The organism is Acinetobacter sp. F16, from assembly GCF_052712855.1.
This window is the reverse complement of the sequence record NZ_JBRATK010000014.1, coordinates 56733-72287: the sequence shown is the minus strand read 5'-3', so window position 1 is coordinate 72287 and position 15555 is coordinate 56733. Positions and strand designations below refer to the sequence as shown.

The 15555-nt window shown below is 39.0% G+C and carries 16 protein-coding genes and 1 pseudogene; 5 read left to right on the top strand and 12 right to left on the bottom strand.

Annotated features, from left to right (window positions below; all coding sequences use genetic code 11):
- Positions 1–214: 214 nt before the first annotated feature.
- Positions 215–1219: a DUF2971 domain-containing protein gene (locus ACU0NF_RS09575; protein ID WP_445660956.1), complete on the top strand. Its 1005-nt coding sequence runs from the start codon at positions 215–217 to the stop codon at positions 1217–1219.
- A gap of 52 nt (positions 1220–1271) precedes the next feature.
- Here ACU0NF_RS09575 and ACU0NF_RS09570 read toward each other — a convergent pair whose 3' ends face one another.
- Positions 1272–1688, bottom strand: a complete 417-nt coding sequence (locus ACU0NF_RS09570; RefSeq protein ID WP_445660955.1) for an endonuclease domain-containing protein — start codon at positions 1686–1688, stop codon at positions 1272–1274.
- A 299-nt stretch (positions 1689–1987) separates the two neighbouring features.
- On the opposite strand from ACU0NF_RS09570, the gene dhaK reads away from it, so the two are divergent.
- Positions 1988–3718: a dihydroxyacetone kinase subunit DhaK gene (gene dhaK, locus ACU0NF_RS09565; RefSeq protein WP_445660954.1), complete on the top strand. Its 1731-nt coding sequence runs from the start codon at positions 1988–1990 to the stop codon at positions 3716–3718.
- Between the two features lie 128 nt (positions 3719–3846).
- On the opposite strand, the pseudogene ACU0NF_RS09560 reads toward dhaK, so the two are convergent.
- The 3 genes and pseudogenes from ACU0NF_RS09560 to def form a co-directional block, all read right to left on the bottom strand.
- A pseudogene (locus ACU0NF_RS09560) lies at positions 3847–3936 on the bottom strand (DUF559 domain-containing protein); the annotation flags it as partial.
- Between the two features lie 143 nt (positions 3937–4079).
- Positions 4080–5297, bottom strand: a complete 1218-nt coding sequence (locus tag ACU0NF_RS09555) for a GGDEF domain-containing protein (protein WP_445660953.1) — start codon at positions 5295–5297, stop codon at positions 4080–4082.
- A 78-nt stretch (positions 5298–5375) separates the two neighbouring features.
- Entirely contained in the window at positions 5376–5855 is a 480-nt protein-coding gene (def, locus tag ACU0NF_RS09550) for a peptide deformylase (protein WP_445660952.1), read from the bottom strand.
- A 235-nt stretch (positions 5856–6090) separates the two neighbouring features.
- Between def and ACU0NF_RS09545 the strand changes: the two genes are divergently transcribed.
- Positions 6091–6294 (top strand): amino acid transport protein, encoded by a 204-nt coding sequence (locus ACU0NF_RS09545; RefSeq protein WP_445660951.1) that lies wholly within the window; start codon positions 6091–6093, stop codon positions 6292–6294.
- 122 nt (positions 6295–6416) lie between these two features.
- Entirely contained in the window at positions 6417–7757 is a 1341-nt protein-coding gene (locus tag ACU0NF_RS09540; RefSeq protein WP_445660950.1) for an MFS transporter, read from the top strand.
- A gap of 49 nt (positions 7758–7806) precedes the next feature.
- Here the strand turns inward: ACU0NF_RS09540 and ACU0NF_RS09535 are convergent, their stop codons facing one another.
- The 3 genes from ACU0NF_RS09535 to pnuC all read right to left on the bottom strand — a co-directional run bounded on the left by ACU0NF_RS09535 (position 7807) and on the right by pnuC (position 9330).
- Entirely contained in the window at positions 7807–8304 is a 498-nt protein-coding gene (locus ACU0NF_RS09535) for a DUF2505 family protein (RefSeq protein WP_131268552.1), read from the bottom strand.
- Between the two features lie 133 nt (positions 8305–8437).
- Positions 8438–8713, bottom strand: a complete 276-nt coding sequence (locus ACU0NF_RS09530) for a hypothetical protein (RefSeq protein ID WP_445660949.1) — start codon at positions 8711–8713, stop codon at positions 8438–8440.
- Between the two features lie 32 nt (positions 8714–8745).
- The gene (pnuC, locus tag ACU0NF_RS09525) at positions 8746–9330 is read right to left on the bottom strand and encodes a nicotinamide riboside transporter PnuC (protein ID WP_445660948.1); all 585 of its coding nucleotides are present in this window, start codon (positions 9328–9330) and stop codon (positions 8746–8748) included.
- Between the two features lie 221 nt (positions 9331–9551).
- On the opposite strand from pnuC, the gene ACU0NF_RS09520 reads away from it, so the two are divergent.
- Positions 9552–10337 (top strand): crotonase/enoyl-CoA hydratase family protein, encoded by a 786-nt coding sequence (locus tag ACU0NF_RS09520; RefSeq protein ID WP_445660947.1) that lies wholly within the window; start codon positions 9552–9554, stop codon positions 10335–10337.
- A 502-nt stretch (positions 10338–10839) separates the two neighbouring features.
- Here the strand turns inward: ACU0NF_RS09520 and ACU0NF_RS09515 are convergent.
- The 5 genes from ACU0NF_RS09515 to ACU0NF_RS09495 all read right to left on the bottom strand — a co-directional run bounded on the left by ACU0NF_RS09515 (position 10840) and on the right by ACU0NF_RS09495 (position 15135).
- Positions 10840–11202, bottom strand: a complete 363-nt coding sequence (locus ACU0NF_RS09515; protein ID WP_445660946.1) for a hypothetical protein — start codon at positions 11200–11202, stop codon at positions 10840–10842.
- A 260-nt stretch (positions 11203–11462) separates the two neighbouring features.
- Positions 11463–13316, bottom strand: coding sequence for a sensor domain-containing diguanylate cyclase (locus ACU0NF_RS09510; RefSeq protein WP_445660959.1), 1854 nt, complete (start codon positions 13314–13316; stop codon positions 11463–11465).
- Between the two features lie 148 nt (positions 13317–13464).
- A complete protein-coding gene (locus ACU0NF_RS09505; protein ID WP_067724328.1) occupies positions 13465–13803 on the bottom strand; it encodes an FKBP-type peptidyl-prolyl cis-trans isomerase in 339 nt (112 codons plus the stop codon).
- 89 nt (positions 13804–13892) lie between these two features.
- The gene (locus ACU0NF_RS09500; RefSeq protein ID WP_445660945.1) at positions 13893–14516 is read right to left on the bottom strand and encodes an MgtC/SapB family protein; all 624 of its coding nucleotides are present in this window, start codon (positions 14514–14516) and stop codon (positions 13893–13895) included.
- Positions 14517–14604: 88 nt separating this feature from the next.
- Complete coding sequence (locus ACU0NF_RS09495; RefSeq protein ID WP_445660944.1) at positions 14605–15135, bottom strand: YaeQ family protein; 531 nt, start codon at positions 15133–15135, stop codon at positions 14605–14607.
- Positions 15136–15555: the final 420 nt, after the last annotated feature.

Here is a 15555-nt window from a genome sequence, read left to right as displayed (position 1 = left end):
TTATTCAGCATTGTACGAGGCATAGCGAGAGTAAAATTGGGTTTGGCGATTTAATTTTACTACCTCGCTATTTTTTTAAGCAACAAATGTCAACAGACCCTAAATGAATTACGTGACAGCTCATCCGTTTTTTAAAGGGATGTTGGGAGGGATTACTATTAAATAAATTATTTGATATAAAGATTACTCTCTAGCTTCAATTAAAATTACAAATATGCTTGTCTATAAATATCGAGGTGGTTCATTTGAAAGAGATCTTCAATCCTTAGAAAGAGATCAATTTTGGGCATCACATACGCAACAATTAAATGATCCCTGTGAAGGCCTGATTTCTGTCCAAAATTATGAAAAAGAACTTCAAACATTAAAATTAATTTTTCCACAACATGCTAACTCTACACAAGTATTACATCAGTCATTTCAAAATATTATTGATATGAAAGATCAAAAATTAGGAATTTTTTCATTAAGCAAAAGCTACACCGATGAACTTCTATGGGCACATTATGCCAATAGTCATCAAGGTTTCTGCATTGAGTATGAATTAGAAAAATTACTAAAAAATCAGAGACCTGCTCATGGATATTTTGATGTAATTTATACTAATAACGTTCCAAATTTGAGTTTTAAACATATTCTTTCTAAAGAAGACCCCGATCTACTCATTAAAACTATGCTTGGCTATAAATCTAAAAGATGGGAATATGAAAATGAAATTAGAATTATTACAGAAAGCTATGGCTTACAAAATTATGACTACAGAGCTATAAAATCTATATATTTTGGCCTAAAAATGTCTAACGATCATATTGAAAAAATGATGAAAAGCTTACAAGGTCGTCAGATTAAATATTTTCGAATGCATTTAAAACCTAATTCTTTTGAGCTTGAAGCAAAACCTATAAATGATAAATATCCAACAACACAAAAATATAAATATTTTATTTCTCCTATTGCTGAACACATACTTGAATTAAAAATTTCAAAAATAGGATATGAAAAATTTTCGCCATATTTACAAAAACTTGCTGAAATTATTCGGCGAGAACCTGATTGTTATGAAGTATCTGATGTAGACTTAAGTTACTCTAAAAGTACTTTAGATAACCCTATATTCTTTGCACACTATACAAAGCGAGACAATAACTTTTATACCTATACATTACATTATTCTTTAAACCAAATTGATGAAGAATTTAAACAAATTGATAATCTTTAAAATATTCAATCCCTCCTAGCCTCCCTTTAAAAAGAGAGGAACTACGCGAATTTTATGCCGCTATTAAATTCGCGGAAATTCCCCCTTTATCAAAGGGGAACTTAGGGGATTCTAATAACTGAGTAATCACGTCATAAATTACTTGAGCCACCACATCCGTTTCATTCAAAATCAGCTGATTATCAAACCTCAACACCCTCAAACCTAACTCAGCCAATGCCTGATCCCTTACTCGATCAGCTTCTAAACCTTCATCGGTAAAATGCTGGCTGCCATCACACTCCATTACCAAATTGGCTGCTGGACAGTAAAAATCCACGATGAAATTTAAAATTGGTTTGTGCCTGTAGAACTGCAAACCTAAAATTTGCTTGCCGCGCAGCCGTGCCCAAAGCAGCTTCTCAGCTTCTGTGATGTTGTTGCGTAAATCGCGTGAGGCTTGTTTTAAGTTCTTATTGTAGGGTTTCATTTTTATGCTTCTATTTTTATGTTTTTAATCCCTCCTAACCTCCCTTTAAAAAAGGGAGGAACTGTCACGTAAATCTTTTAATCACATGGCAAGTCCCCCTTTATCAAAAGGGGGACTTAGGGGGAATTCTTTCATATAGGATTTATACATCAAAATTATCCCCTTTTGTAACCCATCAACCACAAATCCGATTTTTAACAGTTTCAAACCTTATTTTTTAGATAACCTTTATCAAACTAAATGATTATATAATACGAAATATTTATTCTTCTCCCCTATACATGCTCGTTGGTGTTTCAATGAAAAAATTAATGAACGGTGCTGAAAACATCGTTGTCGAAATGTGCAAAGGCTTTGTTCTGGCACACCCAGAACTCGCATTCAATGAATCATCTAAAATTATTTCACGTAAAACAAAACACCAAAACGTGGCCTTAATCAGTGGCGGTGGCAGCGGTCATGAGCCTGCACATGCAGGATTTGTGGGACAAGGCATGCTGGATGCCGCGGTTTGCGGTGATGTCTTTGCTTCCCCTTCTCAAATTCAGGTCTATAAAGCCTTACAGCAAGTTGCGACTGAAAAAGGCGTCCTGATGATCATCAAAAACTATTCTGGCGATATGATGAATTTCCAGAATGGTGCTGCACTTGCTGTCGATGAGGGTATCAAAGTCGATTACGTCAAAGTTGCCGATGATATTGCAGTCAAAGACAGCTTATACACGGTAGGCCGTCGTGGTGTTGCCGGCACAGTATTTGTCCATAAAATCGCTGGCGCAGCTGCATCAAAAGGCTATGACCTAGCACGTGTCAAAGAAATCGCGCAAAAAGCAGCGGACAATGTCACTAGCTTAGGTTTTGCCTTTAATTCATGTACCGTGCCTGCCAAAGGAACCCCCACCTTTACCTTGGCTGATGATGAAATGGAATATGGCGTGGGCATTCACGGTGAACCGGGTATCCGCCGTGAAAAAATCCTGCCATCGAATGAGTTAGCGCAGCGCATTGTCGATGACTTATTTTTAGATCGTCCTGATTTAACAGAAGTTGCGGTGCTCATTAACGGCTTTGGTGCAACCCCGACGCAAGAGCTGTATCTGTTCAACCAAGATGTGTGCCAACAGCTAGCGAAAAAAGGCATTCAGATTTACCGTACCTTTGTCGGTAACTATATGACCAGTATCGACATGGCAGGTGCATCAGTATCTTTACTTGCTTTGGATGATGAACTTAAAACCTATTTAGATGCAGAAGCAAATACGCCAGCATTTAAAATGGATGGTTCGGCCACCCTTCCCATTGAATTTGCAAGAGACAATTCAAAGGTGGAAGGTACATTAAATGTAGATATTGAAACACATGCAGAACATGCCGAAATTGTGAATGAACAATTTACGATTGAAAATATGCGCTATGTAATCGATGTGATGAGTGCCTGCATCATTAAAAATGAAGTGCCATTTTGTGAGCTCGATGCCCATGCAGGTGATGGCGACTTTGGGATGAGTGTGGCCAAAGGCTTTAAACAGCTTAAACGTCAATGGGACGAGCTTTTGCAAGCTGAACACATGGATGACTTTTTACTCAACTGCTCCATGATCATTATGGAACATTGTGGTGGTGCTTCAGGTCCAATTTGGGGCTCAGCCTTCCGTGCAGCAAGCAAGTCAATTAAAGACAAAGAAACACTATCGGTTGCCGATTTTGCGACGATGCTGCAAGATGCGGTAAAAGGCATTCAAATCACGGGCGAGCGTTCATTTGGTCGAGGTGCAGTGGTTGGCGATAAAACATTAATCGATGCCTTGGTTCCTTGTGCCGATGCATGGTCAACAAATACAAATAAAAGCTTTAAAGAAAACTTTGTATTAGGCGCACAAGCTGCTGTTCAAGGTGCGGAATCTACCAAAGACATCGTTGCACGCATGGGTCGTGCAGGCACAGTCGGTGACCGAAGCTTGGGTTACCCTGATGCAGGTGCGCATGGGCTAGGTGTGATCTTTAGCGATATTGCAGAACATATTAAATAGCCCCTACAGGACAAGCCTGCAAAAAGCATCGGATTAATTCGATGCTTTTTTTAGCCTAAAATAATACCCTGGATTGTCATCTGCTCAGATTTTAAGCCTTTATTCATAATGTGTAGACCATCGTCTCAACACTCAATGATTAAATTTATGGCAGGACAATAAAAATCCACAATGAAATTTAATAAAGGGTTTTTCCGAGAAAATGCTAAACCTAAAATTTGATGACGGCGATTGCTTTAAAACGTAATACAAGAAAAAAAGGCCTGGAAGCATTTTTAATTTTAAATAAATATTTAGAAATCACCTGAATAACACCCTAAAGTTTGATATCTCTATCAACGAATTCAAACAACATTCCCAATCAATAAATCGGTGAAGGGGTATGATTCACCAATTCCAGATAATTTCTGACCTGATTTCTGCCCTGCCGTTTAGCCAGATATAAAGCCCGATCGGCCAGACGAATGGTCTGTTCTTTATTTAAAGTGCTTTGAGAGAGTGCCACACCAAAACTTGCACTCATCTTTAAAATCTCTTTTGTTTCTAACTGAATGTCCTCCTGCTCAATTATTTTACGGCAACGTTCTGCAATCTCAATCGCTTGCTGTAAATTTTGCTCTTTTAAAATCAGAATAAATTCTTCACCACCAAAACGCCCAACGATATCCTGTTCCCGTGTCGTGGCAGATAAAATTGCTGCAACGCGTTGCAAAACGATATCTCCAACTTCATGACCATATTGATCATTAATGAGTTTGAAATGATCCAGATCCAGTAAAATGACCGCATAAGCCGTTTTTTTCTTGCGTTCTAAAGTGGTGAGTTGTTCACCAATATAACGACGATTAAATACATTGGTCAGGACATCGGTTTGGCTCATTCTTTTAATATTTCTTTCACGCCGACGCCATTGTGAAAGTAAAATTTCAAAAAACAAAATCGAAACCAGCAAGATCGGCAGATAGACTTCCGCCATACTTCCGATCCAGAATTCATTATGATAAAACTCCCCATTTGTCAGTGCGTCACTAAACAAAGGCGCATAACGAATCACCCCGTTAAAAGTTAAGTAGCTAATAACGATGGTAAAAATAAGAGCGGGAATCGCAATACTATAAATAATTTTTCGTGAATAAAAGACCAGACCAATCAGGACAATATTGACAAATCCGGCAATAGTCGCAGGACTATAAATCCCGATGGTATAGCCCGCATAAATCATGGCACCACCAAAAAACATCGGTGAAAAATAAGAAATAAATTTACGGAACTTTCTATTTCTTTTATATCTGAAGCTAACCGCAATCATAACCACAAAAATGGTTAAAGTCACCAATACACTGACAATACGGATCAAGAAAAAGTCAGGATTAATCCAAATCCTATCCTCTTCCGAGAAATAACTGAACAGATACCATTTAATCGCACTGACCTGACATAACGCGCCAAAAATCAGGAGTAAAACCCCTTTATCAAAATTAGGCCAGTTAATAATTAAATTATCTGATTCATGGATATGAAACCTAAATCTGCCCCAATAATGCAAAACCAGTGCATATATTTTTTTAAACAAGTTCATAGACTTAATTACTATATTTATAATTTCTAAGTTTTTTATTGCCTTATATTTATAGCACAAAAATCAAACAATTGAGATTTATATTCGCTGAATAAACAGTATTCCATCCAAATGATCGACTTCATGTTGCACAATCCTTGCAGGAAAACCAGTATAGACCGTTTCCACTTGTTCGCCTTGCAAAGTTAAATAACGCACTTTAATCGTTTCCGCCCGAGCCACTTGTCCACGCTCATCGGGAACACTTAAACAGCCCTCTTCACCCAGAACAGTTGCTTCAGATTTCTCTAAAATTTCAGGATTCACCATCACCACCGCATCCATTTCTGGCGCATCGGGATAACGTAGGTTAGGACGTGAAGCGACAATAATCACCCGTTTAGAGATATAAACCTGAGGAGCAGCAATACCTACCCCATTACGTTCCGTCATGGTGTCATGCATGGCTTCAGCAAGTTGATTTAACCATTCGCTATTCAGCTCAGACTTGGCCACTTCAGCCGCGGCTAAGCTCAATATAGTTTCGCCACGCTGGGCTACAGCTAAAATGGTACTCATAAGTTCTTCCCTGGCTTGGATATAAAGTTAAATCTGTTTTTTAATCACACATTGTTTTAAACCACAAATTCTGTAGAAATTTTAACGCTAAAAACAGATCTATCCTATGCAATTTTAATCCTTGTATTTCATCTTTCCTGCAAATTGGGACTAGTGACCCTTAAACACAATCTTTTAAGCCCATTTTAATTTTATCTGGTTATAATCAGCTCAAATCCTTTATAAATATAAAATAATGACCACAGCCCAGCTCCTTCTTGGTGTTCTTTTCAGCTCTATAGGATTAGGCTATTTTCCGTATGGAAAAAAGCAGAAAGTCACTGTGCCCTTGATGTGTGGCTTGGTCCTGATGATCTTTCCCTATTTTGTAGAAAATACCGCGATACTCACAACAATCGGCATCATTCTCTCTCTTTTGCCTTACTTTGTAAGACTCTAATATCCACACAGATCACACGTGCTTATTCATAAATTTAAGTTGTTGCACTCAAAAGAAAGATTGATTTTTTATATAGATAGCAATTGATTAAAATCAAAACCTTACCACTATTTGTACATGCAATGACCAATACAACCAGCACGGAAGCGCCTGCACGTCTAAGCAGTGAAGACAAACGCACCCTTGGACTTTCCTCCCTCGGTGGCGCACTCGAATTCTATGACTTTGTCATTTATGTCTTTTACGCCAAAATTATTTCGGAGCTGTTTTTCCCAACTGGCTTAAGTCCCTTTTGGGCAATGCTGAACACCTACGGTATTTTTGCCGCAGGTTATTTCTTCCGCCCACTCGGTGGTGTGGTCATGGCACATTTTGGTGACCTGATTGGACGTAAACGCCTATTCAGCCTGTCGATTTTACTGATGGCGCTGCCGACCTTAATGATTGGTGTGATGCCAACCTTTGAAAGCATTGGTTATGCCGCGCCATTATTGTTATTGCTGATGCGTGTAGTCCAAGGTATTGCCATTGGTGGGGAAATTCCTGCGGCCTGGACTTTTGTTTCTGAGCACGTTCCGGAAAAGAAAATTGGTTTTGCTAATGGCTTACTCACCGCAGGTCTATCTTTAGGGATATTGCTTGGTGCATTGATGTCCTTGTTTATTTCCATCAAGTTTTCAGACACAGAAATTCATGACTGGGCATGGCGCATTCCCTTTATTGCCGGCGGTATTTTTGGTTTAGTCGCCCTGTATTTGCGTAGCTATTTAAAAGAAACCCCGGTATTTAAAGCCATGCAGGCCCGTAAAGAACTTTCCAAGGAAATGCCAGTAAAACAGGTTTTAGCAGAACATAAAACGGCTGTCGTGATTGGAATGTTATTTACCTGGTTCCTGACTGGCTGTGTAGTGGTGCTGATTTTAGCGATGCCGAACCTGTTGGTCGGTGCATTTGGTTTTGAACGCGCCGATGCCTTTAAAATGCAAAGTGCGGCAATTGTCATGCAAATGCTGGGTTGTATTCTGGCAGGACTGTTGGCTGACCGTTTTGGCGCAGGCAAAGTGATTTTATTCGGCTCGCTCGCTGTCGCGATCATTGCGGGTGTTTTCTATAATAGCTTGGGACATGTCGCTCCATCCACCGTGTTCATGCTTTACATGTTGCTTGGATTATTTTCAGGAACGGTAGGCATGGTATCTTACAGTATGGTGAAAATGTTCCCGGCTCAAATCCGCTTCTCGGGTATTTCATTTTCCTATAACGTGGCCTATGCCATAGCCGGCGGTATTACTTTGCCATTAGTGCAATGGTTAAGCCTATATAGCAATATTGGTGCAATGTATTACATTTGGGTGGTGTGCCTGGTCTCGTTCTTTACTGCGATGCTATATAGAGCCAAATTTGAAAAACAGGATTTAGCAGTATCTGCAATTCCTACAGCGCAGAACAGCATAAAAGATTAATCCTTAATAATCAAAAAAGCCCTTTATTAAAAGGGCTTTTTTATCATCTTCAAGCAGAGAGGTTTTTCTTTAATTCATCTTCAACAATCTGGATTTCCACATCACTGAATTTGCGAATTTCCCCTTCAGCATGCTTTTCTAGCATACCCGCAACCAAAGGAACTTTAATCTGAACCTGCCAATTTAAAGTAATGTGAATTTGCTTATCATCCCCTGTCACGAAACGTTCACAGTTCGCCTGCAAAGGTAGATTTGCACCCAATTCTATGGTCGAAGTTAAAGCTTCTAAATTGGTGATATCGGTTCGCTTCAAACGAAATGCATCTTTAAGCAGTTTTTTGGCAATATCCGGAATTTTCACATCTAAATTATAGGCACGGCGTAAAGTATAGGTATTGCCCTGAATTTTAGATTCAATAATTTCTAATTTTTCACCGGGTATACGTCTACACACGGCTTCGTGCAAAGCTGTATTTGATGCAATTCGTTTAAATTCATCAATTGAAACTCCCTGAATTGTAGAATTTACAGTAAAACGATGTGCCATCTCTCTATCCTTTATTTTTTTATTGGTAGTTTTGAATACTTATAAACCATTCCATGATCACTAATCTAGTGCATTTGGTCGCTGTTTATTTAATTGAATTTTAGTGAAGCTGTCATTGACCGCATATAGCGAACTACTGATCATATACGCCACAGCGTATTTCAACTTTCTCGCAGCAGGAAATACTCAGGAAATGGTTTCTATATTCAATGACGGCATAGAATTGTTCAGCACCATCATCCAAACCTGTCGCTGTCCATGTGCTGCCCTTGGGAAAATCATTTAGCCACTCGGCTTTATAAAAATCTGAAACTGAATTGAAGTTGATATAGTCTTCAGGCACAGCTTGAATCCGTGATGCCATTTCATCAAATTGCTTTAATTGATGTTGAACAAAATCAATCAGCATATGAGCAATCCAAGCACGTTATCGAAAGATATTTATACACCTTTAAAATGAGTGATCGCCTGTTTCTTTTTCACCTGTTCCCATTGCCACCAGCCAAAAGCGGCCAGACCGACAAAAGCGGCATACAATCCCGCAGTCAGGAATAAATCTTTATAAATAAACATACCCACATAAACGATATCGACAAAAATCCACAAGATCCAGGTCGCAATATGTTTACGGCTCGTCCAATAGGTGGCCAGTAAACTAAAAGCCGCCAATTGTGAATCCAGCATCGGTACAGCCGCATCGGTAAAATGTTTTAAAGTTAAACCGAAAATCAAACCGCCCACTGCTGCAAGTAGCATCTGGAAAATCACGATTTTACTGGAAATCGGTTCAATCCGGATTTCATGATCTTGCTGTTTGCCCTTCAACCAGTGATAGAAACCATAAAAGTTCACCCCCATAAAAAAGAACTGCAAGATGGTTTCGCCATACAGCTTAAATTCATAAAATAAATAAGCATATAAAACAAAGGCTGCGAAATTAAACCACCAACACCACATATTCCGTTTAATGGTCAATGTCACCCCAATAAGACTGATAATGACGGCAATAATTTCTAAAGGTGACATAGCAATAAACAGGCAGGTAAAGAGTGCTGCTATTATGGAAAAAATAGCGCTTAACGCAAGATAAATTGTACCAATTCAGCTACCCAATCTGACGGATACTAAAAATTTTTAGGACTATGATCTTTCATTTCAATACAAATTAAAAAGTAGCCTGCATAGATTTGACAGTTTTCTAATGCTCGTTTAGAAGTATAAAAAGCAATCTCACTGGGAGAGTAAAAATGTCACTACAACAAGGAAAAGTCAGCCGGGAAATCCGTGGGTCGCTGTTGTTGATTGGACTCGACCGGGCGACAAAAAGAAATGCCTTTGATAGCCATCTGATTCATGATTTATCCCTGGCCTTAACCGACTATGAAAACCATCCCGAATTACGCTGTGCTGTGATTTTCGCTCATGGGGATCACTTTACTGCAGGCCTGGATTTGGTTGAGTTACAACCTAAATTGAGCAGTGGCATATTTAGCTACGATGAACATCAGATCAATCCATGGGGAACCAGCGGACGTCAGCGAAAAAAGCCGGTCATTGTTGCAGTACAGGGTTTTTGCTATACCGCAGGCATCGAGTTGATGCTGAATGCCGATATCGTAATTGCACAGGACAATAGCCAGTTTGCACAAATGGAAGTTCAGCGTGGCATTTTACCGTTTGGTGGTGCAACGGTGCGTTTTGTACAGGCAGCGGGCTGGTCTAAAGCCATGCGCTACTTACTCACTGGAGATACGTTCGATGCACAAACCGCACTCGACTTAAATCTGATCAATGAAATCACCACTGAACCTCCACTTAAGCGAGCGGTTGAATTGGCGGAGCGTATTGCACAAGCCGCGCCACTGGCGGTACAAGCCACGCTTGCCTCTGCCAAGGAGGCCGTTGAACATGGGGCAGAAACCGCATTTTCCAATTTACAACAACACCTCACCCCACTGTTAAATACTCAAGATGTACAGGAAGGTGTCATGGCAATGCTGCAACGGCGCGCACCCGAATTTAAAGGTCAATGATTTAAAAACCAATAATTTAAAAAATAATAATTTTAAAATTAGTCATCTAAAAGTGAATCCTCTAAATCCAATAAAAACGAGTTTGCCATGTTGGATTTAAATCAGAAGCTAGAAACCGGGCATTTTTAAGCTGTATTTTGAACAGATTCATAAGTGCGCTACGGTTTTTAGCTATGGGATCAAAGGCTGTTTAGCTGGTATTTTTCGGTTGAAGCCCTGTATTAATCGAAGAATATTTTAAAAAATTCACGCTATTTTTCCGTATTTAGAAATGGCGTTCTATCCATTGTTTAAAATACAACCTACAGGAAATAAAGCTAAAATTTTAGCCAGGAATTGCTAGCCGATTTTGAAGGAGTGATTTTAATGGATTACCTGAATGATGGCCTGCTCTATCTTGATCAGGTAAAGTAACCCATTTTAAGGCAATTACATACTGCCAGAGATATATAGCACTTCATCCTTTAGCTAAAATATGTGGCACTCAAGTGCATCATTTTGATCAAACGTGGCTATGCTCATCTTTCATTTCAAATTTATGCTCTTCCCCAAAACGGTCGACATGGGTATAAAACACCCCGTAACGTCCTACATAATATTCCAAAGACTGGTCATAGAAAGTCCAGTAAATAGACCATTCGCCTAAATCCAGCTTACGAATCTGGGTTTGGGTTTTGGCTGGCATTTTCCTTAATACATCTTCTTGAACCACAATCGCCTGACTCAAATTTCGTTCAGTCAATTCGCGCTCAAAAAATATTTGGCACACCCCATCAAATAATTGCTGTTCATATTCCTCTACTTCATCGATACGTGCTTCATAGCTTGACAATGGCTTGGTGGATATAGCGGCAGTTTTATCCATATCGGCTAACTGCTTGATTTTGAATTGCTGATAATGTTGATTAATATAAAATTTTAAAAATATTTTCCAAAGCCCAATGCACCCAATCAAAAGACACAACCACACAAGTATTTTTATCATAGCGTCACTCTCACGAGTAAATAGTTGTTATTTTTATATTTATAAAACAATTTGAATAAAATTCATACAATTTTTAAAATATTATGTGTTTAAAGTTAGAGTTTATTTTAAATTTTATTCAGTCTATTTAGTTTTTATCGCTAAGCTCGAATGGCTTGATACTGGTCCCGACCGGCGCCTTTAGCGGCATAAAGCTGAACATCGGCAGCCTTCATGAGTTCATGAATATCGGCATAGGGATGATTTCGATCCATCCAGGAGACTCCCATGCTTAAGGTCACATATTGTTTTTCATCGGGTCTATTTAGATGTTCCAGTTGTGCCTGTCTGACTGCAATTAACACCTGCTGCAATAACTTTAAGACCACTTCACTGGGAACATTATGCAGAATGACTGCAAACTCTTCCCCGCCATAGCGTGCCACATAAGCTGAAGGCGGCAAGGCTTGTTGTATAATCTTGACCAAATCTTGCAAAATCGCGTCACCTTTCAAGTGACCGTAGTAATCATTATAATTTTTAAAATAATCCACATCTAACATGGCAAATGCCAAGGTACTATTACTGTGGTTTTTTGTCAGGGTAAATAAACGCTGAATTTCATCATTTAATGCACGACGGTTAAATGCCCCGGTCAGTGCATCCACTTGAATTTGTAATTCCAACTGTTCATTTAACTTATGCAATTGCAAGGTCCGCTCTTGTACTTTTCGGTCTAAAGAGCTATTCAGTTCAAGTAAATTATTATTCAATTCTTCGATATGACGCGTATGCTGAGCATAATTTTTTGACTGCTGAAACATGATCAGCAAGGCATAGAAACTGGTTGAAATAAAAGTCAGGTTAAAGGACTCAATCAAATTCAAATTCAATAGAAAGTCATGAAAAAAAGTGGCGCATAACAGAATTACTGCCCATAAATTAATGCTGGAATACTTTTCTTTATATTTTAGGGTTAAATAAAAACCATGGGCAAAGTTTAAAATGACCACCAGACTAAATATGGAACTATAAAATGCTAGACGCTGAAATACTTCAGGAGTTGTAAAAAAAATCATCACAATATTCATTGTGACTAGGATGAGGGCAATCGCATATACGATCAAATTCAAATAACGCCGATTGAGCAAATACATATAACTTAAGAAAAATGCAATCGCCAAATTGGTAAATAGATATTCTAAGCGCTCTCCCCATAACCAGCTGATGTCTGTAAATGTCGTATAGGCATACGGCGCTGAAAATAAATTATGTAAAGCCAAGAATAAGATAAAAAGACCAAACACAAAAACCCGAATACTACTGCGCCGGATTTTTCCTTGAGAAATTGAGAACATTAAGGTAAAGATACCTAAACCGAATACCGCACCACAGACCAAGCCTATGCTCATCATCAGTTGTTCGAACTGACGAGTAATGGTTTTCGCAGTACCAATCCTTATAGGGTTCTCTATCCCCCCATGGAGATGTTTAAAATTTGAAACTTGCAGGGTAACCATCAGATCTTCTGTCTTTGGTACAATAAAAGCAATTCGAGGTGCATTTTCTGTTTGATGATTTTTTGCATTCTTGCCGATTAAACCCAGGCGCAGGACATAATCTCCATTTAAATACAAACGGTAGGCACTGTATTGATTGGGGATAAATATCGCGATATTTCGTCCAAGATATTCTTTGGGTACTTTAAAATGAGCAATGAAGGTACCGTAAGTTTCATTGGTACCTGTGAGTTCTTTAAAAGAAGTCGGCAAACTCACGCTGGTCGATTTCAGGACAGAACTGGGCTGAGTGATGAATTGTTCAGGATAATATTGCCACACGCCCTGCAAGGGAGTACTGGTCTTTTCAGTAAATTGAACGTTATTAATTAATTTTTGTTGTAAAGAAGAAGATTCAGACGCAGCAGCATTTTGTGCCCATGCAGGTGTTTGCCACGCAAATATGCATAAACATGCCGAAAGAAAAAATTTTAAAAAATATATTGAATTATGGATTTTATCCAAAAAGTTAATCACCCTTAAATTATGTTTACCTCTTTCTTAATGTAGCGATAAAAAAATAAAACTCAAATAATTTTTCATGTATTTGCAAGATCTATCCTTGTATCTTGCAGAATATTTTTTAAACAGAGATTAATGAGTTTTAATCACGTGTTTTGACATCAAACAATTCAATTTCAAAAATAAGGTTTGAGTTGGCAGGAATGATTTTGCCCATTTTCCGTTCACCATAAGCCAAATGTGCAGGAACCAGCAATTTACGTTTACCGCCCACTTTCATGCCCATAATGCCTTGATCCCAGCCCTTAATCACACGGCCAGTCCCAATCACGGTTTCAAAATAATTGCCACGGTCAATAGAGGAATCAAACTTGGTTCCGTCTTCCAACCAGCCTGTGTAATGTGTGGTAATCAGCGCGCCTTTAACGGCTTCCTTACCTTCACCTACTTTTAAATCAATAATTTCTAATTCGTTTGTCATCGTCATTTACCTGAACTGAGTACTCAATTTTCAATGGCCATTATAAACCGGATTGCATTGAGTTCTTGATGATTTAAGGTTTTTAGCATTTAAAAACTCAGCTCTTGAATATTTGAATCATTAAGTAAATAAGTGGTCAATTTTTTATGGTTTTCAGCAGAGCCAATTAAAATCCAGCGTCCACTCATTCGGTGCTCGGTTTTATGCTGCACACTGCGAACCACCTTCATGTTATAAGTTTTAAATAATTCTTCATATTGTTCTAAGGTTTTCTGTTGATAAGGACAAATAATCCGGTAAGTGCGTGCCTGGCTCAGGGCTTCTATACCTTCCTGTACATAAATCAAAAAGATAAGAACAATTAAAACAATGAAGGTGGCAAACAGGCTTAACAGTTCATAGCCTGCACCAGCAGCCATGCCTAATGCAGCCGTCATCCAGATGGTGGTTGCTGTAGTGATTCCGGAAATACGGTTTTCATCTTTAAAAATCACCCCTGCCCCGACAAAACCCAAGCCTGTCAGGATATTAGCTGCAATCCGGTCATGGCTGTCGAGCCCAATTTTTACAGACAAAATGGTAAACAAACATGAACTCAGACTGACCATGATCATGGTTCTGAGACCGGCCGATTTACTGCGATATTCACGCTCTGCACCAATAATTGCACCAATGCCCAGGGCAATTAGCAAACGATAGAGATCCGGATGCATATATTTTCCCTTTATTCATTTTTATTCTTTTCAGGTATACGCAATTTTGTCAGCAGGATGCAAGCCGAAACCCGCATCCGGTTTATATTTACTGTAACTGTTCCCATTCAACCAAGACTTGCGCATGCTCGCCAATCAGCGTCCATTCACCATCCATGACGTTTAACTGTAATTGCATGGTGCGTTCGCATAACTGTGGCAGTGCATTGGTGGTTGCTGTAGAGAGCTTCCACACTTTAACATTGCTTAAGGTTTTTAATTTGCTGTTGCGCTTGTACCATTCATCTACTGACGAACCATAAGTCACTACTGCGACCTGTTTGCAGCGCGCGCTGGCTTTTTTGACTTTATCTTCATCTGGACTACCCACTTCAATCCATTTAACCAATTGACCGGTTAAGTCTTTTTCCCACAAAGCCGGTTCATCGGTTTCAAATAAATCTTTGGTAAATTCTAAAGCTTCATCAGCAAAACGCGCATAGGCCAAAATACGTACCATCAATCGTTCAATCGTTTCAGATGGATGTTGCGCCATGGTCAGTTGATAATCAGCATATTGATGATCATCCATATTGGCAATATTCAAATCAGCCTTATAAATCGTTGCTTTAAGCGCCATAAAAGAGTCCTCAAATTTGGCGCTTAGCATACTTGATTTAAAGCCTTTAGAACAGTTGGGCTAAGTTCTGGCATAACTGGTAGCTCATTCTATTCACTGTTAGCTTTTATAATGCAAAAACTAAAATAGAACCTCTTTCTGCAAGTGGTATTGGTCCTAATTCTGGGTATTGGACTTGGCTTGTTATTTCATATACCAACCTGATCGGTAACCGAGTCGCGGCAGTAGTGATTGCAAATGGGGAAAAAGCCATTGACCATGCTCACGTACAACACATACTAAACCTGTCAGTCTCCGCAAACGACGCTTCAGTCGCTGATGTACTAATATAAGAAAAGCCCCCACATGAGGGCTTTGCTTTATGTTCTTGATGAACAGCTGAATCACCCCAAACATTTCAGCGTATGATTATTCTTTTTT

Coding starts and splice junctions, on each gene's coding strand:
- dhaK (WP_445660954.1), top strand. CDS start 1,988: ATGAAAAAATTAATGAACGGTGCTGAAAACATCGTTGTCGAAATGTGC.
- ACU0NF_RS09545 (WP_445660951.1), top strand. CDS start 6,091: ATGACCACAGCCCAGCTCCTTCTTGGTGTTCTTTTCAGCTCTATAGGA.
- ACU0NF_RS09520 (WP_445660947.1), top strand. CDS start 9,552: ATGTCACTACAACAAGGAAAAGTCAGCCGGGAAATCCGTGGGTCGCTG.
- ACU0NF_RS09515 (WP_445660946.1), bottom strand. CDS start 11,202: ATGGATAAAACTGCCGCTATATCCACCAAGCCATTGTCAAGCTATGAA.
- ACU0NF_RS09495 (WP_445660944.1), bottom strand. CDS start 15,135: ATGGCGCTTAAAGCAACGATTTATAAGGCTGATTTGAATATTGCCAAT.
- def (WP_445660952.1), bottom strand. CDS start 5,855: ATGAGTACCATTTTAGCTGTAGCCCAGCGTGGCGAAACTATATTGAGC.
- ACU0NF_RS09530 (WP_445660949.1), bottom strand. CDS start 8,713: ATGCTGATTGATTTTGTTCAACATCAATTAAAGCAATTTGATGAAATG.
- ACU0NF_RS09535 (WP_131268552.1), bottom strand. CDS start 8,304: ATGGCACATCGTTTTACTGTAAATTCTACAATTCAGGGAGTTTCAATT.
- ACU0NF_RS09505 (WP_067724328.1), bottom strand. CDS start 13,803: ATGACAAACGAATTAGAAATTATTGATTTAAAAGTAGGTGAAGGTAAG.
- ACU0NF_RS09555 (WP_445660953.1), bottom strand. CDS start 5,297: ATGAACTTGTTTAAAAAAATATATGCACTGGTTTTGCATTATTGGGGC.
- ACU0NF_RS09575 (WP_445660956.1), top strand. CDS start 215: ATGCTTGTCTATAAATATCGAGGTGGTTCATTTGAAAGAGATCTTCAA.
- ACU0NF_RS09570 (WP_445660955.1), bottom strand. CDS start 1,688: ATGAAACCCTACAATAAGAACTTAAAACAAGCCTCACGCGATTTACGC.
- ACU0NF_RS09540 (WP_445660950.1), top strand. CDS start 6,417: ATGACCAATACAACCAGCACGGAAGCGCCTGCACGTCTAAGCAGTGAA.
- pnuC (WP_445660948.1), bottom strand. CDS start 9,330: ATGTCACCTTTAGAAATTATTGCCGTCATTATCAGTCTTATTGGGGTG.
- ACU0NF_RS09500 (WP_445660945.1), bottom strand. CDS start 14,516: ATGCATCCGGATCTCTATCGTTTGCTAATTGCCCTGGGCATTGGTGCA.